The sequence below is a fragment of the Bradyrhizobium sp. Crot121 genome (assembly GCF_059512385.1).
The window spans coordinates 1-21,973 of sequence record NZ_JCAMOR010000086.1; the positions used below are offsets into that span (position 1 = coordinate 1).

The window sequence follows — 21,973 nt, forward strand, 5'->3', positions numbered from 1 at the left end:
GCGAGTGTTTGGACCACATCATTGTCCTGGGCGAGGTGCATTTGCGTCGGGTTCTGCAATCCTACGCCGACTATTACAATCGTGTCAGAACGCATCGGTCGTTGGACAAAGATGCGCCGGTTTCTCGCCCGGTTCAGCGGACCGGAAGCATCAAATCGTTCCCCATTCTCCGCGGACTCCATCACCACTATGTCCGGCTTTAGGTGTTCGGTACACACAGGCGGCCTTGTCAAAATACTAAGGTCGGTTTATGTATATCCCGCTTGGATATACATAGGAGGCATCATGACGACCTCGACGGTGTTCATCAGTAATCGCAGCCAAGCCGTCCGCCTGCCCAAGGCAGTTGCCTTTCCTGAGGATGTGCATCAGGTCGACATCCTGAAGATCGGCCGCAGCCGTATGATCGTGCCTCAAGGCAAACGGTGGGATGATCTGTTTCAGAACGGACCGCGCGTCAGCGAGGATTTCATGGTCGAACGTAGACAGCCGGAAGCCGAGGAGCGCGAGCCGCTCTGATGCTCACCTACATGCTCGACACCAACATCTGCATCTACGTCATGAAGAACTATCCGCCGGACCTGCGCGAAAAATTCAATGGGCTGGCCGAGCAACTCTGCATCTCAAGCATCACGCTCGGCGAGTTGCACTATGGCGCCGAGAAGTCCGCGCGCCGCGCCGACAATCTAACGGCCATCGAACATTTCGTGGCGCGTCTTGATGTGCTGCCATTTGCTGACAAGGCGGCCGCGCACTACGGTCAGGTCCGGGCGGAACTTGAGCGGGCGGGAACGCCCTGTGGTCCGCACGATATGCAGATCGGCGGTCATGCTCGCAGCGAGGGACTGATCATCGTCACCAACAACATGCGCGAGTTTGCTCGCATGCCGGGGGTCAGAGTCGAGAACTGGGTCTGACTGAGGACAGGAAGGTCAGATTTTGCGCACGCAAGTGCCCTGCGCAAGGCGCGCGGCCTTCACGTCGCATCAGATGCACCCGTCAGTCTGGCGCCGCTTAAAAGCCCCTCGCGGCGCAAGCCTGCAGCCGTGGGCAAAGTTGGTCCCCTATAAGTTGGTCCCCTAATCGGGGCAAAGTAGGTCCCTTACCTGAAACACATTATGCCCCGCCAGCGATGGCGGGCTTTTATTTCGGATGTTGATGTGTCAGGGACGATGATGATGATGATCTCAGCGATGTCCACTTTAGGCCGACGAACCGACCTTACAGAGGTCGAGGGCACCGTTAGCTACGGGTCAGATTCGGCCGCTGGGTACCGAATTAGCAACTCGACGCTTTCTACCCTTGGTCGCTGTCAGTCGGCACCCAATCCTCGGGCAGCCTGTTCCACGGGTGATCAGGAAAACGTCTCGCTGTTTCCTCCTTGACCTTCCGCTCGCGCCAGATTGGTCCGCCGATGTGCCATTTAGCTTCTTCTTCTCCGAAGTCGGCAGTGAGGCGTGATGGAATGTGATACTCCGCGTCCCAGGCAGCGACAATCTCCATGTTCTGGATCGCGGGGTCTTCGACACGCGTATCATATCTCGGCTTGCCGCCTGCCCATACCGTTACGTTCAAAGTTCCTACCGGCCACTGAACTGAATAGCGTATCTTTTGCAGATCTTTGTGCAGCGGGAAACGGCCCAGCTTCTTCCATCGACCGGACCTCAATGCTTGGCCTATGGATGGATGGGCAACTACGACTGTGGCCATCACGTTCGATGATAAGATACCTTCCGGCTCCGCCAAATTGTGCTCCCGACGTCTGAAGAAGCCGATGGCCTTATCCAGTGTCACCTGGCCGTAGTAGATCCAGGCGGTTTCGCCCGCTATCGCATAAAGGGTCCCGGCCCTTAGATCGGCTCTGGCTTTAGGGTCAGCGTCGAACATGGTGCAACCGGAGGCAGGTCGTCGCGGCAAGGATCAGTAGCAGCAAATATATCCATAACAGCGGTCAGGCGTAACGTCGCTATGTCGCACTAGTTAGGTCACAACCGAAGATCGCGAGCACGACGCACAGATGGTCAACCCGACCCGAAGCTACGCCCATGAATGCGCGCGCGTTGCGTGGCATGGCATCGCTGGACTGATCGCGCCTCTCGGCGTCCGGGGGATAGTTATGCGTCACCGCAACGAGCGCCATTGCGCCCTCCAGCGCTGGGTCGGCTCCATGTTGCATGTTGGTATGAAACCTATGCGCGCATACCCCCGTCAGAAATGCTGGCGTCGCTGTCGGCTGTAGGGGTACTCCGGGGCCGATATGTCTCAGAGGAGAGCTTAGCTGTCGGGAAGGCTAACGCCCCGGCGCGGACATCGGTGGTCGGAGTGGCGGGGCGGGGCGCCTACAGGTCGCAAGGATTCGCAGCGTCCTCTCCAGCGGCTGCCCCTCATGACGAAGGGTTGGCTGAGCGATCCGGCCCGCTTGCCCAGCCGATCCGGGTTTGGCTGCAATTGCACGGTCGGGGCGGGGGGAGGCGGCCGGCCGCTTTCCTGCTCCGTTGCGTGAGCCCAGGCCTTGCTCCGCCGCCAAGGATTCGCTGAAGGGAATTGCCCCTGGGGGACGAAGTTGGTACCATTCATTGGTACAGAGCAGTTTCGCGCACTGGTGAAAAAGCCCCGTTTTTTCAGCATTTCTTGCCGGGCTCCGGGAGTCCCTCCCTCTCCGCCATCAACGGGAACGGCTGGGATCCCCTGCGGGATGCGCGCGGGAAACGCCATTGCCGCGCGAGCTTTACATGACGCAAACGATCGGGATCGACGAGTTCCTGGCCATCGACATCAGGGTCGGCACGATCGTTGACGTGGCTGATTTTCCGGAAGCGCGGAAGCCGGCGTGGAAACTGACGATTGATCTCGGCCCCGAGGTTGGAACGAAGCGGTCCAGCGCGCAGCTTACCGAGCTGTATTCCGCCGAGTCATTGATTGGTCGGCAGGTGACCTGCGTGGTCAATCTGCTGCCGCGCAGGATCGGCCCATTCCTCTCGGAGGTGCTGACGCTGGGCTTTCCCGATGAACAAGGCCGTGTGGTGCTCGTTGCGCCTGAGCGGCCAGTTCCGAATGGCGGGCGCCTGTTCTAGCGGACCTATATCATGGCGACCGCTAGGGAGCCGGATTCGCTCGGCGCGATGGGATGGCTTTCGCTTGTGCGCGCGTCACGGCGTGCCTTGTAGAACTCAAGCACTCGTCTCGCCGTTCGGAGCTCGATCCGCTCGAAGTTTTCTCGCGCTTGATCAAGGTCGATCTTGCTTAGCCTGCGGTCCGCTACTCTCATCAGCAGCAAAGCCTTGGCCGTTGCCCAGGAACATCCGCCGGCTTTTGCGACAAGTTGCACGGTGCCAGGATTGTCGTTGAGAACCGCCCGTTCGACCAGTTCGATGGGGCAGGCTGCAAGGACGGACAACGCCATCACAGCCGTTTCAAAATCCTGCGCTCGGGCAGCCGCGTGAACATCCGCTTCTCCGAGCTCCTTCCAGTATTTGCGGCGCTTTACCTTCTTCCTTGCCCGCGCGTGATCCGGAGACTGATTGCGGACCTCCAGATTTATGTCGTCGATGACCTCTGTCACGGCGTCATGCACGGCGTCGGAAAATTGCGGGTTTGCCGCGGCGATCTTGTTGCGTACGGAAGCCGAGGCAGTTTCCATAAGCTTCAGGAAATGATGTCTGGGGATGTCATGCCGCGTCCCGACATGGAGGGCAAGCTGGGTATCTTCGCTCGATCGCGCGACGAGCTCGCCGAAGCTGCCATCCGAAAAGCGGGCGCCCGGGTTGCTCGCAACCGCATGGACCACGCCGGCTTCGCCGCGCAGAATCAGCAGCTCCGTGATCGCCTCGCTGATTGTTCGACGTTGCGCGATTGCGTGAAGGTGGCCCTGACCTTGGGTGCTGGCGCAGGCAACAAGATCGGACTCGCTAAGGGCATCCGACTGACTGAGAACCGGAGCCGCCACGGCAACAGCATCATCCGATGCAAGTGCCCTGACCAGCGTTGCCGGCGCATTCGAGTCAGTCGCGAGATGGCGAGCCAGCCTGACGCGGGTCTTCAACTCGATCACGGCAACGAGTGTTTTGAATATCTCGTCAAACAGTTTGATCTGTTGTTTGGAGTAGCGACCAGACCCGGCAAGGAACAAGTCCGTAATGCGGGTGAGAGCCCTTAGTTGCCGTTTCGTCGACCCGGATGTCGTCGTGTTTTGCACTTCATTGATTAACGAGTAGAACGTCGTCATGATCATGGGTCTCGTCGGCACGTTCGCCTTTGGCGGCGAGGAGTTGATGGCGACGAGCTATCATGCGGGCAATGAAGATTGTTGATTCGAGCTGCCTCATAGATGATTAAAATTGTCGGCATTCCAGTAATCGTCTGGTTGCAGCTCGAAGCTGCCGTGCGCTTCGCCTGCTCTCTCGGCATACAGCATCACGAAACGAAATAGAGCATGACCCGGAAAAGTGGACACCGGTTTTCCCTCGCGACAAACGCGAAGCGTTTGCGCGGAGATCATGCTCAAACAAAAAGAGCTAAAGCGGGATGACGATTCGAAGAAAAGTCATCACGCTTTGGCGGACGTCCGTAGCGCCAGCGTCGGATGAATCTATCGCCGGCCGCGCTCGAAGGTCGCGCATAGCAGCATAGTTTCGTCCGCTGTGATCGCTGCGCGAAAGAAGCGGCATGTGAATTGTGGGCAGGCGTTGCCTGTCGCGCCGTCGGCACTATTCTCCGTCAAGAACGTGCACTCCCTGCAAATGTCCGCATGATGTCGTTGCTGGGTAATATCCAACCAGTCGAGCACCTGGCGGAGCGCATCGCGTGAGCTGGTCTGGCGATCGACGCTGAGCACGCCTATCGCCTTTACGAGTACATTGACCGGATCATGCCCGAGAAATTTCTCACCCTGCGCGGTCACATAAAGGATCACCGAGCGTTTGTCTTCCGCAGCAGGTTTGCGAACGAGGAATCCCTTTCTTTCGAGCACCTTGACGATTTGAGATGCGGTGCCCCTGGTAGTGCCGACAAAAGTGGCCAATGCCGACGGAGTCCGTGAGAACTGATTCGCGCGAGCAAGAAAACGCAGGGCCATCCATTCGCGATCGCGCAGCCCGTGCCGACTACCTTCGAAGTGCCAAATTCTCGCCGTCTGAACCAATAATTCAACCGTCTCGCGTGCTAACGTCATGATCGACCCAATTCAAAAAATTTTGCGAGCAGTTTCTCGGCGTGCACCTCATTAGCGCCCTGATTCGCTAGCGCTTTGGTTCGAGGTTCAACTCAACTGCATGTCGTTTAGCCCACTAATGCGTCGGCCATTAAGAAATTGTCTGCTGATCGTTTGAATTTCCCCGCAAGCAACACTGACTTCATTAATCATCCCCCGATTGGATCGGACTACACACCGCAGCAACGCAATCTGGATCGTCAGTGACAACGACATTGTCGCTGTCACAAGGCGAAAGGTTCAGCGATGCATTCGAAGAATGATTTTCACGTTTCGAAGCGTCTCCAGAGGATTCTCGCGGGATTCGACAAATCGTGCTGCTCTATCGAGAGCATTGTCGAGGCGGTACGCGATGCCAACACGTAAGCGGCGGGCCTGCGCGTCGCGCAAACCCGTTATCCGGCATGGGATGGCTGCGCCTGCTGCCGTGACGGGCAGGCATGCGCTAGCTCGTTACCAAATCTGCACAGACGCCACGCGGTCGTTGTTCGTGGCGATGCGTTACCTGTTCTGAATGATGATCCCGTTCTCTCAAGTGAAGATGGGGCGTGGCCTCGATGGTGCTTGCTTGGCCAGGATGCCAAGGGTTTGGAGATCTCGCGTCGCATCGTCTTCGGGCGCTCCTGTGGAGGAATCGAGCCGGTAGCCGATATATCGCCTCGAGACGATCGGGTCGTAGCCGAGACGGTCACGCAGCTTCTTGCGCAGCTTGCTGACGTGACTTTCGATCACGTTTTCATCGAACGTTGACTCGAAGATCCCATAAACCGCATTGAAGATCTGCGTTTTGGTCAGCCATTTTCCTTGCTGACCAACCATGTGTTCCAGGATGCGGAGCTCGCGACGCGGCAGCATCATCACTGCTCCTCCAATTTCCGGATCTCTCCCGTCAAAGAAGACTCGAATCGCACTTTGCTTGCCATGGGTCGATATTCCGAGGCTGCGGCGGGAGATCGCGGCAGTTCTTGCCAGGATCTCGCGTGGGTGGACTGGAATATGGACGACATCATCCACGCCAGCTTCAAAGAGCTCGACCGTGTGCTTGAGCATTCTCTGGTTGCTGAGCGCGATGATCGGTGCACGGCAGCGCTTGCGGACAGTGCGAGGCAAGGTGGCGCGAGTATCACAATCTCCAAGAAGAAAAGCGTCAATGGCCGACAGCTCATCGTCGCCCGCAGATTCCAGCCACTCAAGGAACTCCGTTGGCGAAAATCCAACAGAAGAAATGCCTTCACGATCGAAACCGCCGATGTAGCCGGTGGCAACGTTCTCTCGATCATCGATGATCACGTACATGCGGTATTTGCCCCATTCGCCTAGCCTGTTGAATTTTTTCGTTTGGCGTGTGCCGTGTGCCGTGGTGATGCTGACAGCGCGAGCAGAGATTGCCCTGCGCACGCAGTTCTTTCTTTTCCGGATGAGTCACTTGCAGATTCAGCGGTTGTAGCGTGAGCTCAGCGCGTCGTGGATTTATGTTTTTGAGGTTCGGACTCGACGAGACGCCACAAACGCACACGCACACAATCGTGAAGGTGCCCCCAAGACATAGGTGGTCACCCCGAATGCAGAACGGCTATGTCAGTTGTGTCGGAGCGCCTTTGTCATGCTGAGCGCTCCAAAAATTTGCCGTTCTTTTAGATAAGCGACGTGAATCGCTCGTCCTGACGTTGGCAAAATGCAGAAATGCAATCAAGCTTGCCCCGAGAGTAGTTGGTACGCAGGCCGACCATTTGTTTTGAGATTATTGAAGCAATTAGTTTTGAAGCAATCATTAGATGATTTTGTAGCAATGCTACTTTGCTCAAGAGCTGGAGCTATCGGAAGGCGCAATCATGAATCCCGCCGCGCCAAGATCAAGCATTGTCCATTGCTGGCCTGAAAGTGACGCTTGGCAGGTTGTCGCCACGGAACCTGCCACATGGCACGACGACGCAGACGTCATCGCGCCGATTAGACAAAATCTAACTGGTCGGATTCTGCTCGGGAGAAGCGACCTTGCGGGGCACCGTCCGTTCCCGCGTCATCCGCAATCTCGTTTTCGTCCCCTCGAGGCCGTATCGGCGCTATACTCATGGCGCTGATTTCGAGACTACTTCTGGCGGGATGCGGCGATGCAGGACAACTCACTTATTCTGCAATCCATCGTCACATGCCCACACTGCGGATATCGTCAGATGGAAATCATGCCGCTAGATGCTTGCAGGTTCTTCTACGATTGCAAGGCATGCGGTGCTCACCTGAAGCCCAAGCCAGGCGATTGCTGCGTTTTTTGTTCCTATGGCACGGTGCCATGCCCGCCGGTTCAGGCCAGCCGTGGAGCATCGACTTGCGCTTGCTCAGCCAGAGATGGCTGAGCAACTGGGGAGCTGCCGACCTGTTTCGCGAGTTCCGCGCGCTAAACACCGCGGCGTCATCGAGCGACGCGAAGGACGAAGCCAGCAAGGTTTCCCGGCCTGATGCAATCAGCCAACCAGATTGGCTCTCCACGCCATAATCGCCCTGACGCAGCCGACCTAGTCTCCAGCCTTGCAAAACAAGGGTTGGAGATCACAGTGGATTTTGAACTGTCCAGGGAACAACGCGACATCAAGGCGCGGGCCGCTGCCTTTGTGGAGGAAGTCTGCCGCCCGCTCGAGGATGACTGGGGAACGGACGACTACGCCGTGCCGCACGACATCTTCATGGGCGTGGTGCGGAAATTCCGCGAATACGGCTTCAGGGGATTGGCGGTGCCGAAGGAAGCCGGCGGGCAGGGATTAGGCACGGTCGCGAAGTGCCTGGTCTACGAGGAGATCGTAAGGTCGCCCGTGATGCATGGCCTGCTCGCGACCTGGTCGGGCTTTCTCGATCCGCATCCCGCGCTTCACGTCGCGCCGGAATGGCAGAAGGAAGCGTATCTCTATCCGATCCTGAAAGAGGACAAGTTCTACCACATCAACATCTCGGAGCCGGGCGCGGGCTCCGACGCGGCCGGGATAAAGACCACCGCCGTTCGTGACGGTGACAATTACATCATCAACGGCATCAAGCGCTGGGCGCCGCCGCCGAACCATCCTGCCATCACGCCGAAATATCTGCTCTGCTACGCCGTGACCGATCCGACCAAGGGCTATGAGGGGATCAGCCTGTTCCTGGTCGACTATCCCAATCCCGGCGTGTCGGTGCTGCGCGAATACGAGACCATGGCGCCGGGCACCTATCTCGGCCGGAGCTGCGACTACCAGTACAAGGATTGCGTGGTCCCAGCGAAGAACATGCTGGGCGCGGAGGGCATGGGCTTCCGCTACATGATGGACCAGCTCAACCGCAACCGCACCGTGATCGGTGCGCGCCTCACCGGCACCGCGCGCTGGGCGCAGACGCAGGCCGCGAAACGGGCGCGTGAGCGCGAGACGTTCGGCAAACCGCTCGCGGAACGGCAGGCCATTCAATGGATGCTGGCGGAATCGGAGATGGACCTCGAGCAGTCGCGGCTGATGGTCTACAAGACCGCCTGGATGCTCGATCGTGGCCTCGATGCACGCAAGGAAGCCGCGATGGTGAAATGCTTCGCGCCGCTCGCGGCCTGCCGGGTCATCGATCGCGCCATCCAGATCCATGGCGGGCTCGGCGTGCTCAGGGAAAACCGCTTCGGCCAGCTCTATTTCCAGAGCCGCATCGCGCAGGTCGCGGAAGGCACCACCGAAGTGATGAAGATGACCATCGCGCGGGAGGTGCTGCGCGAGTGTGAATAGACTGAAGAGCGCAAGTGCCCTGCGCCTCCCTCTCCCCGTTCTTCACGGGGCCGAGACGAGCGGAGCTCGCTCTGAGAGGGTAGGGTGAGGGGCTATCTCCACGAAGACGGTTTGAGACGAGCTTGCGGAGGCACCCCCTCACCCGGAATTCAAGCTGCGCTCGAATTCCGACCTCTCCCCGCAAGCGGGGCGAGGTAAAATTCCCGAGACCGCGCTCTCACTTCTCCGCGTCGATCACCTCGCCGATCGGCTTCCATTTCACGCCGTCGAACTGCATCAATTGTTCCTGGCTCATCGGCGTGTAGCGCGTGGGGGTGGTGTTGAGCTTGATGCCGGGAAGCATGATCGGGAGGACGAGATCCTTGATGCTGGTCGCCTGCTTCATCAGGTTCTCGCGCGTCAGGTCGTCGCCGCAATTCTTCAAGACGTGAACGAAGGTCTGCGCCGTCGCGTAGCCGAACACGTGATAGGTCTCGGACGGATTGGCTTCGGGCATGTACTGCTTCATGAAGGCGAGATATTCCTTCACGCCGGCATCGTCGCCCCATGCCGCATCGTTCGGATCCTTGCGGAAGGCAACGGTGATGACGCCCTTGGAATTCTCCAGCCCCGCCGGCGCCAGCGTGCTGGAGATCGAGCCGGCGGCATCGCTGAGCAGGTGCAGCGCATCCCACTTCGTTTCCGCCATCTTCTTGATCGCCTGCGCGGAGAATTTCGGCGTCGAAATGTCGAGGAACACGTCGGCGCCGGTCGCTTTCAGGATCAGGATCTGCGAGTCGATGGTCGGCTCGGCAATCTCGTAGCTGAGCTCCTTGACGATCGTCGTCGCGGCCTTGTCGCCAAGCCCGTCGCGAAAGCCCTTGACGTAGTCGCGGCCGAAATCGTCGTTCTGGAACAGCACCGCGACCTTCGCATTGGGCCGCTCCTTGAGGAGGTATTTGGCGTAGATCACCCTTGGCATGGTTGTTCGGCTGCCAACCCATCGACCACGGATAGGTCGCGGGCTCGGAGACGCGGTTGGCGCCGGTGCCGAGGAACAGGCCGGGCACCTTCTTGGCGTTCAGATATTTTTGCGTTGCGAAGTTGGTCGGCGAACCGAAGGTGCCGACGATCGCGAGCACCTCCTCGCTCTCGACCAATCGCCGCGTCTGCTCGACGGCTTTGGGTGGGCTATAACCGTCGTCGAGCGAGACTAGGTTGATCTTGCGGCCGTTGACGCCGCCTTCCGCATTCACCTTCTGGAAGTAAGCGGTCATCGCGCGGCCGATCGCCGCGAAGCTCGACGCCGGGCCGCTATACGGCATGGTCTGGCCGATCTTGACCTCGGTATCGGTCACGCCTGGTCCGTAGTTCTTCTCCTGAGCGAATGCGGAGAACGACAACCCCGCCCATGCGATCGCACAGGTCGCCACCATGAGCTTCTTCATGCTCTATTCCTGTCTTCGTTGTTGATGATCCGGTTAGGCCGGCTGCAGATAGCGCTGCTTCAGCACGTGCTTGAACAGCTTGCCGTTCTCCTGCCGCGGCAGCTCGGCCGCGAAATCGATCGAGCGCGGGCATTTGACGTGCGACAGGCCGTCCCGGCAGAACGCCATCAGCTCAGTCGCAAGCGCCGATGATGCCTTCGACGGCTCCCTGAGCTGCACCACGGCCTTGACCTCCTCGCCATACTCCGGATTGGGGATTCCGAACACGGCGACATCGGCCACATCGGGATGCAGCGCCAGGCGATTCTCGATCTCGGCGGGATAGATATTGACGCCGCCGGAGATGATCATGTGCGAGCGGCGGTCGGTCAGATAGAGATAGCCGTCGTGATCGAGATAGCCGACATCGCCGATGGTCGACCAGCCCTTGGCGTTTCGCGAGCGCGCGGTCTTTTCGGGATCGTTGTGGTAGACGAATTGCGGGCCGTCGAAATAGACGTCGCCGATCTCGCCGGGGCCGAGCTCGCTCTGCGCTTCGTCGAGGATATGGATAGTGCCGACGCAGGCGCGCCCGACCGAGCCGCGATGGGTCAGCCAGTCCGCGGTGGAGATGCAGGTGGCGCCGTTGCGCTCCGAGCCCGCGTAATATTCCCAGACGATCGGCCCCCACCACTCGATCATCCGCTCCTTCAGCTCGGGCGGACAGGGCGCGGCGGCGTGGATCGCGCAGCGATGCGAGGCGAGATCGTAGCGGGCGCGTATCTCGTCAGGCAGCGCGAGCAGGCGGAAGAACATCGTCGGCACCCACTGGCTGTGGGTGACGCGGTAATGCTCGATCGCGGCCAGCGCCTGCTCCGGTACGAACTTCTTCATGATCACGGCGGTGCCGCCGCTCTCCAGCGTGCGCATGGTGAAGCGAAGCGGCGCGCCATGGTACAGTGGTGCCGGAGAGAGATAGACCGTATCCTCCGCGAAGCCGAAATTGTCGCGCACCCAGTCGCCGGAGGCCTGCGCCTGACGAAGATTGGCGAACAGCGGCTGCTTGATGCCTTTGGGCCTGCCGGTCGTGCCTGAGGAATAGAAGAAATCCTTGCCGACGGGGCCGTCGGGAATCTCGATCAGGCGATCGAAGCGGGCAAGCTCCGCGCCATAGTCAAAGCTGCCATCCAACGCGCCGCCGAGTGCGTAGACCGCGGACCGGTGCGGATTGTCGGCGAGCAGCGCCTGGACCGCGTCCGCAAAACGCGCGGCGACGAAGAACAGCTTGGCGCCGCTGTCGCGCACGATATAGGCCGCCTCCTCGGGCTTCAGATGCGTGCTGACCGGCGTGTAATAGACGCCGTGGCGGCGCGCGCCCCAGATCAGCTCAAAATAGGCCGGGTCGTTGTCGAGCATGATCGCGATGCCGTCGCCGGCGGCGAGCCCCATCCAGATCAGGAGCTGCGTGACGGCATTGGCGCGGCGATCGAGCTCGCCATAGGTCATCGCCTGGTCGGAAAAGGCGACGAGCGCGGCGGTCTTGTCGGGATGACGTTCAGCCCATTGGCGCAGGATTGGCATTTCTTCCCCGTGTTGGCCGAGAACATCGGCCTTGCCGGGATTATCCGCATCAAGGCTGCATCATTGAATGACCGCGCATGCCAATCCGATTGGCGGAATCCGACGCTACTATTTTGCGGCAGGGCCGCGGCGCTCGCGGAACTCGCCGGGCGTTACGCCGGTCCACCGCCGGAACGCGCGATGGAAGGTGCTGAGCTCGGAGAAGCCGAGCGAGACCGCGATTTCTTCCAGCGACAGGCGGGACTTCTGCAATAGATGCGTGGCCAGGTCGCGCCGCAGCCGATCCTTGATGTCCTGGAAGCCGCAGTTCTCTTCGTCGAGCAGGCGGCGGCGCAGTGTCTGCGGCGAGACGGCGAGCATCCCGGCGATGTCCTCAAACGACAACGGACGCTTGAGGTTGCGGCGGAGAATGCCGCGCACGCGTTCGGCCATGCTGCTGTCGTCGCGGTAGCGCACCAGGAGCGCATTGGGCATCGAAGCGAGGAAGCGCCGCAGCCGCTCCTCGTCGGGCATGATCGGCAGATCGAGCAATTCGGCATCGAAGCGGATTTCGGTGCGCGGCTGGTCGAACAGCATCGGCGCCCTATAGAACGGCTCGAGCTCCGAGCTGAACGGCTCTTCCGGGAAGACGTAGTGAACGGTGATCAGCGGCAGCCGGCGGCCTACCAGCCAGCACATCAGCCCATAGGCGAACAAGAGGATCGCGCCGTTGACCATGCGCCGCCGGTTCGGCTGGGCGATGGTGTCGGTGACGTAGAGCGAAGCGTCATCCGGGCCTTCCGCCAGCCGCACCACGAAATCGTCGGCGACCAGATGATAGAACTGGCAGCCGATCCGGATCGCCTCCCGCAGATTGGCAGAGCGGATCAATAGCCGGCACATCATGCGGAAGGTGCCGGGCTTGATCGGGCGGTTGCACAAGAGCCAGAGTTCGTCGCGCGTTTCCCGGGTCAGGATCGCGATCAGGCGGGCGAACTGGTCCTGCGGCAGCCGGGCGCCCGGCTTCTCGAGTTGCTCGGGCGCGATGCCGGCGCGCGCCAACAGCCGGTCGATATCGAAGCCGGCCTCGCGCACGCCGCTCAGGACCAGGCCGACATAGCCGGAATCGATCGCTGAACGCGACGGCGCAGCGCGTGATGATCGAAGTGCGGCGGAAGCTCCCGGCATGGCATTGGCATGTTAGCGCCGGGATTGTTCCGTCGCCACCATTCCTGTGGCAGGCAAGGTCAACGCAACTGATCGTTTTCGTCATTGCGGGTGCGGGACTTCTTTTCATTTGTCGCTGACGGGAGTACCGCCGGAGGACATTTGATGCGCGCGTTGATGAGTTGCGAGCCGGGCGGGCCCGAAACCCTGCGGCTGCTCGATGTACCGGAGCCGGTGCCCGCACCCGGGCAGGTGCTGGTGGCGGTGAAGGCTTGCGGCGTGAATTATCCGGACCTTCTCACGATCCAGGATCGCTATCAGGTCAAGACGCCGCGGCCCTTCGCGCCGGGAGCCGAGGTGGCCGGCGTCGTGGCCGCGGCAGGGGAAGGGGTTGCCGGGCTGCGCGTCGGCGATCGGGTCGCGGCGCGGACCGGAACCGGCGGCATGGCGGAGTTCGTCGCCGTCGATGCCACGCGCTGCAGCCCGATTCCCGAGGGCATGTCGTTCGTCGATGCCGCGGTCATGCAGTTCACCTTCGAGACGGCCTATTACGCGCTGCACACCCGTGCCGGCGTGCGCGCCGGCGAAACCGTGCTGGTGCTGGGCGCAGCGGGAGGCGTCGGCATTGCCGCCGTGCAGGTCGCGCGCAATCTCGGCGCCCGCGTCGTCGCTGCGGCCTCATCGGAAGAGAAGCTCGGCTTCGCACGCCAGCATGGCGCCTCTGAAGGCGTGATCTATTCGGCCGACACAACAGGGGATGGTCGCGAGCTCGCTGCGCGGCTGAAGCAGGCGGTCGGGCCGCACGGCGCCGATGTGATCATCGATCCCGTCGGCGGATGGCTCTCGGAAACCGCCATTCGCTGTATCGCAGAGGGCGGGCGCTATCTCGTGCTCGGCTTCACCGCCGGCATTCCGTCATTGCCGCTCAACCTTCCGCTGCTGAAGAATTGCGATGTGCTCGGGATCAACTGGCGCACCTTCACGCTGTCGCAGGATTCACGCCTCGCCGAGAACCGGCGGGCGCTCCAGTCCTGGTATTCGCAAGGCATGCTGTCATCAGGCATCAGCGCCGAATTCCCGCTGCAGGAGGGCGGCAAGGCGATCCAGCACCTTGCCGACCGGCGCGCGCTGGGCAAGGTCGTCGTGGTGATCTGACTCGATCCTCCGTTGCAGGACTAGATTATCTCTGCTGCGTCGGATCTGATTGGAAGAATTTTGCACTGCGTCACGGGCTCACGGCAAGATGACCGTGGGCGCTGCTTGCCGCCGTGCAGCACGCTGATATGGTCTGCGGCCGGCGAAATGGATTGCATTCGCCGCTTTCGCTGAGATTCACAATCATCCCGTGCTGCAGGAGTTTCTCATGACACACGCCTTTCGTTTCCATCAGGCCGGTGGTCCCGAGGTTTTGAAATGGGAGGAGGTCAAGCTCGGCAAGCCCGGTCCCGGCGAAGCGCGGATCCGTCACACCGCAGTCGGCCTGAACTTTGTCGATATCTATAACCGCGCGGGCGTCTATGGCGTGCCGCTGCCGAGCGGCCTCGGCAGCGAAGGCGCTGGAATCGTCGAGGAAGTCGGGCCCGGCGTCACCGACCTGAAGCCGGGCGATCGTGTCGCCTATGGCAACTCGCCGCTCGGCGCCTATGCCGAGGAGCGGCTGATCCCCGCCGACCGTCTGCTCAAACTGCCCGACAGCATCGATGACAAGACTGCCGCCGCGATGATGCTCAAGGGTCTTACGGTGCAGTACCTCATTCGCCAGACCTACCGGGTCAAGAGCGGCGACACGATCCTGCTGCATGCCGCGGCCGGCGGCGTCGGGCTGATCCTGGGCCAATGGGCGAAGCATCTCGGTGCCACCGTGATCGGCACGGTTTCGACCGACGAAAAGGCGAAACTCGCCAAAGCCCACGGCACCGCGCACACGATCGTCTACACGCGCGAGGATTTCGTCGCCCGCGTCAAGGAGATCACCGAAGGCAATCTGGTGCCTGTTGTCTACGACTCCGTCGGCAAGGACACCTTCCTGAAATCGCTGGATTGCCTGGCGCCGCTCGGGGTTGCGGTGTTGTTCGGCCAGTCCTCCGGCAGTATCGAGCCGCTCAATCTCGGCCTGTTGGCACAGAAGGGCTCGCTGTACGTGACCCGTCCGACGCTGAACACCTATGGCGCCAAGCGCGAGAACCTGGTGGCGATGGCGAACGAACTGTTCGACGTGGTGAAATCAGGCGCGGTCAAGATCGAGATCAACCAGACCTATCCGCTCAAGGACGCCCCCAAGGCCCACGCCGATCTCGCCGCCCGCAAGACCACGGGATCGACCGTGTTCCTGGTGTGATGCAGTCGAGCCGTCTTTAACCTCTCCCGCTTGCGGGAGAGGTCGGCGCGTAGCGCCGGGTGAGGGCTCTCTCCACATGTTCGAACAGCGTGAATCGCGGAAGCACCCTCACCCCGCCCTCTCCCGCAAGCGGGAGAGGGCGCCAAACCTCACTCCGCGTTGAAGCGGCGCCGGTAGTCGCCCGGCGTCAGGCCGGTGATGCGCATGAACACCTTCCTGAATGCGCTCGGGTCGCCATAGCCGACGTCCCAGGCGATCCGGTCGACGGGCAGGCGGCTGAATTGCAGCAATTCGCGCGCCTTGCCGACGCGCAGCCTTTGGCAATATTCCGTTGTCGTCAGGCCCGTCGCCTTCTGGAAGCGGCGCAGGAACGTGCGCTCTTCCAATCCGGAGCGCGCCGCGAGTGTTGCCAGCGCGATGTCCTTCGCTCCGGTCGCCTGCAGCCAGTGCTGCACCTTGAGCACGGCCTTGTCGCCATGGGTCAGCCGCGGCGCGAACACGCTGTAGTAGCGCTGCTCGCGGCCAGGCGGATCGACCAGCAAGACGCGTGCGGTCTCGATCATCACCGTCGGCCCGAGCAGGCGGTCGACCAGTTTCAGGCCTAGATCGGTCCAGGCCATCACGCCGCCGGCGGTGATGATGTCGCCATCGTCGATGATGAGCCGGTCGATATCGAGGCGCGCCTCCGGGAAACGGTTCTGGAATTGCTCGGCGTAGGCCCAGTGCGTCGTTACCGATCGTCCTGCCAAGAGGCCGGTCTCGCCGAGCAGGAATGCACCCGCGCACACCGACCCGAGCGTGACGCCCGCATCGTGATAATCATGCAGCCATCGCACGAAAGGCGCCGCCTTCTCCGGCGTGGGCGGATCGCCAAGGCTCGGCGGCAGGATCAGCGCGGCAGGCGCTGTCTTCGCATCGCTGTCCGGGACGCTGTCAAAGACCCGCGCCGGCGACTTGTCCGGCTCCGCCTGCTGCCAATGGCTGATCCGCAACAGAGCGGACTTGCGTTTGCGATGTCGGGTCGCGATCCGGTCGGCGGCGCCGAACAGATCGGTCAGGCCATGGATCGCGGCGAGCTGCGCGCCGGGATAATGCACCAGCCCGATCTCGGTGGGGCCTCGGGAAACCATCTGTCGGTATCAACCCGTTTTATGTCGGTATCGCCAATTTGCAGCATGCGATGGCCGGCCTAGCCTTGTCCAGAAACGTACAGACCAATCTGCGGAAAGGACGGTCCGGCCATGAGCAAGCGCGCGATCATCGTTGTCGATCTTCAGAACGACTATTTTGCTTCCGGCAGGCTGCCGCTGGTCGGGATCGACGCGGCCGCGGCCAACGCGGGGCGCGTCATCGCTGCTGCCCGTGCCAGCGGCGATCCGGTCATTCACATCAGGCATGAATTCGTGCGGCCGGATGCGCCGTTCTTTGTCGCGGGATCGGATGGCGCGCAAATCCATGGGTCCGTCCAGCCGGCCGACGGCGAGACGGTGATCGTGAAGAACTATCCCAACTCGTTTCGCGACACTCCGCTCAAGCAGGCGCTCGATGCGAAAGGCATCGAGGACGTCGTGATCGTGGGCGCAATGAGCCATATGTGCATCGACGCGACGGCTCGCGCGGCGGCGGATTTCGGCTACAAGGCCACCGTTGTGCACGACGCCTGCGCGACGCGCGACCTTGCGTTCGGCGGGGTCAACGTTCCCGCCGCGCAGGTCCACGCTGCCTTCATGGCCGCGCTGGGGTCGTCCTATGGGACGCTGGTGAGCACGGCGGATTATCTCCCGCGCTAATCCGCTCCCGCGCCGAAGCGTTCGACCAGGAAGTCGATGAACAGCCGCACCTTCACCGAAAGGTGCCTGGTCGGAGGATAGATCGCGTAGAGCGTCAGCGGCGGCGCGTGATAGTCCGAAAGGATGGTCTTCAGCGCGCCGGTATGGAGCGCATCGCCGGCGATGAAGGTCGGGATCAGCGCAATGCCGTGCCCTTTCACGGCGACGTCGCGCAGCACCTCTGCGTTGTTCGCGCACAGCGACCAGGATGGCTGGATCCAGTGATCGCCATCCGCACCCGTCAGCTTCCATTGGTTGCCGGTGAGCAGGAAGCCGTAAGTCAGCGCGACATGCTCGCGAAGATCGCGCGGATGGGTCGGCGTGCCGTGCTCGGCCAGGTGATCCGGCGAGGCGCAGACGATGCGGTCGATCGGCACGATCCTGCGCGCGATCAGGCTCGATGATTCCAGCTCCGCGATCCGTAAGGTGACGTCGAAGCCGTCCTGCACAGGGTCGAGCAGGTCGTCGCTCAGGACGAGCTGAAGCTGGATCTTCGGATATTTCCCCATGAAGTCCGCGACCGCCGGTCCGAGCCGCAACGTGCCGAACGACATCGGCGCGTTGACGCGAAGCAGTCCGTGCGGCGCCGATTGCGCCTGCGACACCGCCTGATCCGCCGCGTCGAGTTCGGACAGGATCGAGAGCGCGCGCTCGAAATACATCTGGCCGCTCTCATTGGTGCTGACATGGCGGGTGGTGCGGTTGAGGAGCTGCACGCCGAGGCTCTCTTCGAGCTCGGCCACATACTTGCTGACGGCGGAGCGGGAGAGGCGAAGCTGTCGGCCGGCCTCGGCGAAACTGCCGGTCTCCACGACCCTCACGAACGCCCGCAAGCTCGCGACCTTGTCCATCTTGCCTCCGGCCGATTGTCCTCAATTCGTAGACAGTGGCGCCATGAAAGCATGGATTGTTCTCGGAACATAGCGGGCCGATATTGCACTCAACGAGCCCGATCGGGTTCCCGAGTTAACCAGGAGAGACCAATGTCTGGCATCCATCATGTCACCGCCATCGCCGGCAACCCGCTGAAGAATTTCGACTTCTACACGCGCGACCTCGGCCTGCGGTTCGTCAAGAAGACCGTCAATTTCGACGATCCCACGACCTATCATTTCTACTACGGCGACGAGGTTGGCCATCCCGGCACCATCCTGACGTTCTTCCCGTGGGAGGGCGCCCCCGCCGGCAGTCGTGGCGTCGGCGAGACCCATCAGACCGCTTTCCGCGTGCCGGCGCGCTCGCTCGGCTATTGGGTGCAGCGCTTCGTCGAGAAGGGCATCCCCCATCAGCCGCTGGAGAAGCGGTTTGGTGAGTCGGTGCTGCCGTTCACCGATCCCGATGGCATGGCGCTCGCTCTCGTCGGTATTCCCGGCGCGGAAGATGAGCCGGCCTGGAGCAATGGCGACGTCCCAGCGGAGCACGCGATCCGCGGCTTCCACGGCGTGACCTTGCTGCTCGAGACCGCCGAGAAGACCGCGGCCATCCTGACCGATGTGCTCGGCTTCCGCGAGGTCGCGCGCGAGGGTTCGGTGATCCGCTTCGCTGCTCCCGGTGACGCCCAAGGGGGCATCGTCGACATCTACGAGGCCAAGGGCTTCCTGCGCGGTCATCAGGGCGTCGGCTCGGTGCATCACATCGCGTTCCGCGCGGCTGACGATGCGGAGCAGGGGCAGATGGCGCAGAAGCTGGTCTCGGCGCACGGCCTGCATCCGACCGAGCAGAGGGATCGGAACTACTTCCGCTCGATCTACTTTCGCGAGCCCGGCGGCGTGCTGTTCGAGATCGCGACCGACATTCCGGGCTTTGCGGTGGATGAGCCCGTCGAGAGCCTCGGCCACACCTTGAAGCTGCCGGCGTTCCTCGAGCGGCATCGCAAGGAGATCGAAAGCGTGCTGCCTGATTTGGGAGAAGTCGCATGACGAACGAGACACCCTTTGTCTATCGCTTCGAGCCGGCGGAACGGGCGGGCGCGCCGCCCCTCCTGCTGCTCCACGGCACCGGCGGCGACGAGAGCGACCTGCTGGAGCTCGGCAGGATGCTGTCGCCGGATTCGGCGCTGCTGTCGCCGCGCGGCCGCATGCTGGAGAATGGGATGCCGCGCTTCTTCCGCCGTCTTGCGGAAGGGGTGTTCGACGAGGACGACGTTCGGCGGCGTGCTGCCGAACTGGCCGACTTCGTTGACGCGATGCGCCGGCGTCTCGGCATCGGCGCGCCAGTGGCGGTCGGCTATTCCAACGGTGCCAACATCGCCGCAGCCATGATGCTGCTTCGCCCTGGCACGCTTTCGGGCGCGATACTGTTGCGCGCGATGGTGCCGCTGTCCGATCCACCGCGCCCCGACCTGGCCGGCGCGCCGGTACTGGTCGCCGCGGGACAGATGGACCCGATCGTAACGGCCTCCAACTCGGCGAAGCTGGCTGAGATACTGGGCGATGCCGGCGCCGATGTCACGCATCGGACCCTGCCGGCCGGACACCAGCTCTCGCAGGCGGACCTCGTGCTGACGCGCGAGTGGCTGGAGCGGGTGAAGAAGCGGACGCTTCAGTCCACGTAGAGCGTTTTCGAGCGAAGTGGACACCGGTTCGCGTGAAGAAAACGCGTCAAAACAAAAACCTAGAATGCGGGCGCCGCCTCAAGCGGCGCCCGTATTTTTCTGCAGATAGTCGCCCGCAAAAGCGAGGTACCACTCCAGGCAACCCGGATTGGCCATCGCATCCTTGTTGATGACCTTCTCGATCGGATGGCCGAGCAGGAGCTTCTTGATCGGCAGCTCCTGCTTCTTGCCCGATAGCGTGCGCGGGATTTCGGGCACCTGGAATATCTCGTTGGGAAGGAAGCGGCGGGACAGGCCGGCTTCGATCGCCTTGTTGATCCTTGCCTTCATCGCCTCGTCGAGCGCGATGCCATCACGCAGCACCACGAACAGCGGCATGTAGCTTTCGCGCCCGAGATATTCGAGGTCGACGACCATCGAATCCAGGATCTCCGGCAGCGCCTCGATCGCCGAGTAAAGTTCGCTCGTCCCCATGCGCAGGCCGTGCCGGTTGATGGTGGCGTTGCTCCGGCCATAGATCACGCAGGAACCGTCGGCGGCGACCTTCAGCCAGTCGCCATGCCGCCACACCGGGCCGCGTCCGCTGCCGTCGAAATTATCCGGATAGGTCTCGAAATAGCTGGCGCGGTAGCGCGCATCACCGGGATCGTTCCAGAAACGCAGCGGCATCGACGGCAGCGGCTCGGTGCAGACGAGTTCGCCGACCTCGTCGATCACGGGCCGTCCCTGCTCGTTGAATGCCTCCACGGCGCAGCCCAGTATCCGGCATTGCATCGTGCCCGGCGTCTGCGGCAATTCCCTGTTGCCGCCGATGAAGGCGCCGGCGAAGTCGGTGCCGCCGGAAATGTTCGCCCACCACATGTCCGCCTGCGCGGCGTTGCCATTGACCTTTGAAAGCGCGGCGAAGCGCTCGTTGAACCAGGCTTGCGTGTCGGCGCTGAGCGGCGATCCGGTCGAGCCGAGCGCGCGCAGGTGTGAGAGGTCGCCGACGGCGGCGAGATCGATCTCGGCTTTGGTGCAATTGGCAAAGAACGCTGCGCCCGCGCCGAACACTGTCACCTGTGCGTCGGCGACGAAGCGCCACAGCGTGGTCCAGTCCGGCTTGTCCTTGGAGCCGCCGGGGCTGCCGTCGAAGATGCAGCAGGTGGTGCCGCCCAGGAGCGCGTTGACCTGGCAGTTCCACATGATCCAGCCGGTCGAGCTGTACCAATGGAAGCGTTCGCCAAACGAGTTCGGCTGATAGCTGCAGCCGATATCGTTGTGCAGCGTGTTCAGCGGCAGCACCACGATGATGATGCCGCCATGGCTGTGCACGATCGGCTTCGGCAAGCCGGTGGTACCGCTGGAATAGACGATCCAGAGCGGATGATCGAACGGCAGCCACACCGGCTCGAACGTATCGATCGCGGGACTGCGGCGGGCGAAGATCGCTGATAGCAGCGGATCGGCCGTCTCGGCGCTCTCCGCGTCGCTGTGCAGGATGAAATGCTTGACCGTTGGCAGCGAGCGCCGGAGCTCATCGACCACGGCGCGGCGGTCATGCCGCCGGCCTGCATAGGTGACGGCATCGCACGCGATCAGCACTTTCGGTTCGATCTGCTTGAAGCGATCAATCACCGCCGGCGCCGCCATGTCGGGCGCGCACACGCTCCAGATCGCGCCGAGGCTCGCGGTGGCGAGGAAGGCGATGATGGTCTCGGGGATATTGGGCAGATAGGCCGCGACGCGGTCGCCGGGCTTGACGCCTTTTTCCCGCAGATGAACCGCAAGCGCGGCCGCCTGTCGCCGCAGTTCGGGCCAGCTCGTCGCTTTCAGCACGCCATCTTCGCCGCTGCTCACGATCGCCGCCAGGCCCGCGGCATCGGCGGCTTCGACGTGCCGGAACACCTGCTGGGCGTAATTGACGGACGCGCCGGGAAACCAGACCGCGCCCGGCATCTTCCGTTCCGCCAGCACCGCGCGGTGCGGCGTCGGCGAGCGCAGGCCGAAATAGTCCCAGATGCTCTGCCAGTAGGCGTCGAGGTCGCGCACCGACCACTGGCGCATGTCCTCAAAGCTGGAAAAGCTCAGGCCGCGCTGCTCCTGCAGCCAGCGGCGATAAAGGGCGATCTGCGGAACGTGAGGTGCGGCCATTGCTCTTCGACTTGCATCGCGGCGGGGAGCGCCGCTCGAACGA

Annotated in this window: 20 protein-coding genes and 1 pseudogene; 11 read left to right on the forward strand and 10 right to left on the reverse strand. The window is 62.1% G+C overall.

Translation table 11 applies throughout. From position 1 onward, the window contains the following. The 3 genes from AC5ZGW_RS39150 to vapC form a co-directional block, all read left to right on the forward strand. Positions 1–203: integrase core domain-containing protein (locus AC5ZGW_RS39150; protein ID WP_496114068.1), on the forward strand; the 203-nt coding region annotated here is incomplete at its 5' end. 82 nt (positions 204–285) lie between these two features. Beyond that, positions 286–519: a type II toxin-antitoxin system VapB family antitoxin gene (vapB, locus tag AC5ZGW_RS39155; protein WP_130231806.1), complete on the forward strand. Its 234-nt coding sequence runs from the start codon at positions 286–288 to the stop codon at positions 517–519. After that, positions 519–917 carry a type II toxin-antitoxin system tRNA(fMet)-specific endonuclease VapC gene (gene vapC, locus AC5ZGW_RS39160; protein ID WP_130231804.1) on the forward strand — a complete coding sequence of 133 codons (399 nt, stop codon included), beginning with the start codon at positions 519–521 and terminating at the stop codon, positions 915–917. Before vapB ends, vapC begins: the two co-directional genes overlap by 1 nt. Positions 918–1,296: 379 nt before the next feature. Here the strand turns inward: vapC and AC5ZGW_RS39165 are convergent, their stop codons facing one another. After that, positions 1,297–1,887 (reverse strand): hypothetical protein, encoded by a 591-nt coding sequence (locus AC5ZGW_RS39165; RefSeq protein ID WP_130231802.1) that lies wholly within the window; start codon positions 1,885–1,887, stop codon positions 1,297–1,299. An 845-nt stretch (positions 1,888–2,732) separates the two neighbouring features. On the opposite strand from AC5ZGW_RS39165, the gene AC5ZGW_RS39170 reads away from it, so the two are divergent. After that, positions 2,733–3,074: a tRNA-binding protein gene (locus AC5ZGW_RS39170; RefSeq protein ID WP_130231301.1), complete on the forward strand. Its 342-nt coding sequence runs from the start codon at positions 2,733–2,735 to the stop codon at positions 3,072–3,074. Between the two features lie 5 nt (positions 3,075–3,079). Here AC5ZGW_RS39170 and AC5ZGW_RS39175 read toward each other — a convergent pair whose 3' ends face one another. From AC5ZGW_RS39175 to AC5ZGW_RS39185, 3 genes are all read right to left on the reverse strand, one after another. Continuing rightward, on the reverse strand, positions 3,080–4,225 hold the full coding sequence (locus AC5ZGW_RS39175; RefSeq protein ID WP_165435630.1) for a DUF2336 domain-containing protein: 1,146 nt from the start codon (positions 4,223–4,225) through the stop codon (positions 3,080–3,082). A 363-nt stretch (positions 4,226–4,588) separates the two neighbouring features. Beyond that, a complete protein-coding gene (locus AC5ZGW_RS39180; RefSeq protein WP_130231305.1) occupies positions 4,589–5,170 on the reverse strand; it encodes a MarR family winged helix-turn-helix transcriptional regulator in 582 nt (193 codons plus the stop codon). Between the two features lie 570 nt (positions 5,171–5,740). After that, a complete protein-coding gene (locus tag AC5ZGW_RS39185) occupies positions 5,741–6,505 on the reverse strand; it encodes a response regulator transcription factor (RefSeq protein ID WP_130231309.1) in 765 nt (254 codons plus the stop codon). Between the two features lie 815 nt (positions 6,506–7,320). Between AC5ZGW_RS39185 and AC5ZGW_RS39190 the strand changes: the two genes are divergently transcribed. Next, the gene (locus AC5ZGW_RS39190) at positions 7,321–7,563 is read left to right on the forward strand and encodes a GDCCVxC domain-containing (seleno)protein (protein ID WP_080663596.1); all 243 of its coding nucleotides are present in this window, start codon (positions 7,321–7,323) and stop codon (positions 7,561–7,563) included. Between the two features lie 198 nt (positions 7,564–7,761). Next, positions 7,762–8,943: an acyl-CoA dehydrogenase family protein gene (locus tag AC5ZGW_RS39195; RefSeq protein WP_165435631.1), complete on the forward strand. Its 1,182-nt coding sequence runs from the start codon at positions 7,762–7,764 to the stop codon at positions 8,941–8,943. 217 nt (positions 8,944–9,160) lie between these two features. Here the strand turns inward: AC5ZGW_RS39195 and AC5ZGW_RS39200 are convergent. The 3 genes and pseudogenes from AC5ZGW_RS39200 to AC5ZGW_RS39210 all read right to left on the reverse strand — a co-directional run bounded on the left by AC5ZGW_RS39200 (position 9,161) and on the right by AC5ZGW_RS39210 (position 13,097). Beyond that, positions 9,161–10,370, reverse strand: a pseudogene (locus AC5ZGW_RS39200) (ABC transporter substrate-binding protein). Between the two features lie 33 nt (positions 10,371–10,403). Continuing rightward, the gene (locus AC5ZGW_RS39205; RefSeq protein WP_130231659.1) at positions 10,404–11,930 is read right to left on the reverse strand and encodes an acyl-CoA synthetase; all 1,527 of its coding nucleotides are present in this window, start codon (positions 11,928–11,930) and stop codon (positions 10,404–10,406) included. Positions 11,931–12,038: 108 nt separating this feature from the next. Continuing rightward, entirely contained in the window at positions 12,039–13,097 is a 1,059-nt protein-coding gene (locus tag AC5ZGW_RS39210; RefSeq protein ID WP_208829495.1) for an AraC family transcriptional regulator, read from the reverse strand. 144 nt (positions 13,098–13,241) lie between these two features. On the opposite strand from AC5ZGW_RS39210, the gene AC5ZGW_RS39215 reads away from it, so the two are divergent. Together AC5ZGW_RS39215 and AC5ZGW_RS39220 are read left to right on the forward strand one after the other, a co-directional pair. Beyond that, entirely contained in the window at positions 13,242–14,231 is a 990-nt protein-coding gene (locus AC5ZGW_RS39215; RefSeq protein ID WP_496114069.1) for an NADPH:quinone oxidoreductase family protein, read from the forward strand. A 208-nt stretch (positions 14,232–14,439) separates the two neighbouring features. Further along, positions 14,440–15,414, forward strand: a complete 975-nt coding sequence (locus tag AC5ZGW_RS39220; RefSeq protein ID WP_130231858.1) for a quinone oxidoreductase family protein — start codon at positions 14,440–14,442, stop codon at positions 15,412–15,414. Positions 15,415–15,563: 149 nt separating this feature from the next. Here the strand turns inward: AC5ZGW_RS39220 and AC5ZGW_RS39225 are convergent, their stop codons facing one another. Then, on the reverse strand, positions 15,564–16,544 hold the full coding sequence (locus tag AC5ZGW_RS39225; RefSeq protein ID WP_130230015.1) for a GlxA family transcriptional regulator: 981 nt from the start codon (positions 16,542–16,544) through the stop codon (positions 15,564–15,566). A gap of 111 nt (positions 16,545–16,655) precedes the next feature. On the opposite strand from AC5ZGW_RS39225, the gene AC5ZGW_RS39230 reads away from it, so the two are divergent. Continuing rightward, entirely contained in the window at positions 16,656–17,204 is a 549-nt protein-coding gene (locus AC5ZGW_RS39230) for a cysteine hydrolase family protein (protein WP_130230013.1), read from the forward strand. Here AC5ZGW_RS39230 and AC5ZGW_RS39235 read toward each other — a convergent pair. Then, positions 17,201–18,094, reverse strand: coding sequence for a LysR family transcriptional regulator (locus tag AC5ZGW_RS39235; protein WP_130230011.1), 894 nt, complete (start codon positions 18,092–18,094; stop codon positions 17,201–17,203). The two genes, AC5ZGW_RS39230 and AC5ZGW_RS39235, sit on opposite strands and share 4 nt — an antisense overlap. A gap of 132 nt (positions 18,095–18,226) precedes the next feature. Between AC5ZGW_RS39235 and AC5ZGW_RS39240 the strand changes: the two genes are divergently transcribed. Further along, a complete protein-coding gene (locus tag AC5ZGW_RS39240) occupies positions 18,227–19,162 on the forward strand; it encodes a ring-cleaving dioxygenase (RefSeq protein ID WP_130230009.1) in 936 nt (311 codons plus the stop codon). Beyond that, positions 19,159–19,797, forward strand: a complete 639-nt coding sequence (locus tag AC5ZGW_RS39245; RefSeq protein WP_130230007.1) for an alpha/beta hydrolase — start codon at positions 19,159–19,161, stop codon at positions 19,795–19,797. The genes AC5ZGW_RS39240 and AC5ZGW_RS39245 overlap by 4 nt, the downstream gene beginning before the upstream one ends. A 78-nt stretch (positions 19,798–19,875) precedes the next feature. Here the strand turns inward: AC5ZGW_RS39245 and AC5ZGW_RS39250 are convergent, their stop codons facing one another. Further along, positions 19,876–21,930: an acetoacetate--CoA ligase gene (locus AC5ZGW_RS39250; protein WP_130230005.1), complete on the reverse strand. Its 2,055-nt coding sequence runs from the start codon at positions 21,928–21,930 to the stop codon at positions 19,876–19,878. Positions 21,931–21,973 lie beyond the last annotated feature (43 nt).

Coding starts and splice junctions, on each gene's coding strand:
- AC5ZGW_RS39180 (WP_130231305.1), bottom strand. CDS start 5,170: ATGACGTTAGCACGCGAGACGGTTGAATTATTGGTTCAGACGGCGAGA.
- AC5ZGW_RS39230 (WP_130230013.1), top strand. CDS start 16,656: ATGAGCAAGCGCGCGATCATCGTTGTCGATCTTCAGAACGACTATTTT.
- AC5ZGW_RS39220 (WP_130231858.1), top strand. CDS start 14,440: ATGACACACGCCTTTCGTTTCCATCAGGCCGGTGGTCCCGAGGTTTTG.
- AC5ZGW_RS39215 (WP_496114069.1), top strand. CDS start 13,242: ATGCGCGCGTTGATGAGTTGCGAGCCGGGCGGGCCCGAAACCCTGCGG.
- AC5ZGW_RS39225 (WP_130230015.1), bottom strand. CDS start 16,544: ATGGTTTCCCGAGGCCCCACCGAGATCGGGCTGGTGCATTATCCCGGC.
- AC5ZGW_RS39175 (WP_165435630.1), bottom strand. CDS start 4,225: ATGACGACGTTCTACTCGTTAATCAATGAAGTGCAAAACACGACGACA.
- AC5ZGW_RS39240 (WP_130230009.1), top strand. CDS start 18,227: ATGTCTGGCATCCATCATGTCACCGCCATCGCCGGCAACCCGCTGAAG.
- AC5ZGW_RS39250 (WP_130230005.1), bottom strand. CDS start 21,930: ATGGCCGCACCTCACGTTCCGCAGATCGCCCTTTATCGCCGCTGGCTG.
- AC5ZGW_RS39190 (WP_080663596.1), top strand. CDS start 7,321: ATGCAGGACAACTCACTTATTCTGCAATCCATCGTCACATGCCCACAC.
- AC5ZGW_RS39235 (WP_130230011.1), bottom strand. CDS start 18,094: ATGGACAAGGTCGCGAGCTTGCGGGCGTTCGTGAGGGTCGTGGAGACC.
- AC5ZGW_RS39170 (WP_130231301.1), top strand. CDS start 2,733: ATGACGCAAACGATCGGGATCGACGAGTTCCTGGCCATCGACATCAGG.
- AC5ZGW_RS39205 (WP_130231659.1), bottom strand. CDS start 11,930: ATGCCAATCCTGCGCCAATGGGCTGAACGTCATCCCGACAAGACCGCC.
- AC5ZGW_RS39165 (WP_130231802.1), bottom strand. CDS start 1,887: ATGTTCGACGCTGACCCTAAAGCCAGAGCCGATCTAAGGGCCGGGACC.
- vapB (WP_130231806.1), top strand. CDS start 286: ATGACGACCTCGACGGTGTTCATCAGTAATCGCAGCCAAGCCGTCCGC.
- vapC (WP_130231804.1), top strand. CDS start 519: ATGCTCACCTACATGCTCGACACCAACATCTGCATCTACGTCATGAAG.
- AC5ZGW_RS39185 (WP_130231309.1), bottom strand. CDS start 6,505: ATGTACGTGATCATCGATGATCGAGAGAACGTTGCCACCGGCTACATC.
- AC5ZGW_RS39210 (WP_208829495.1), bottom strand. CDS start 13,097: ATGCCGGGAGCTTCCGCCGCACTTCGATCATCACGCGCTGCGCCGTCG.
- AC5ZGW_RS39245 (WP_130230007.1), top strand. CDS start 19,159: ATGACGAACGAGACACCCTTTGTCTATCGCTTCGAGCCGGCGGAACGG.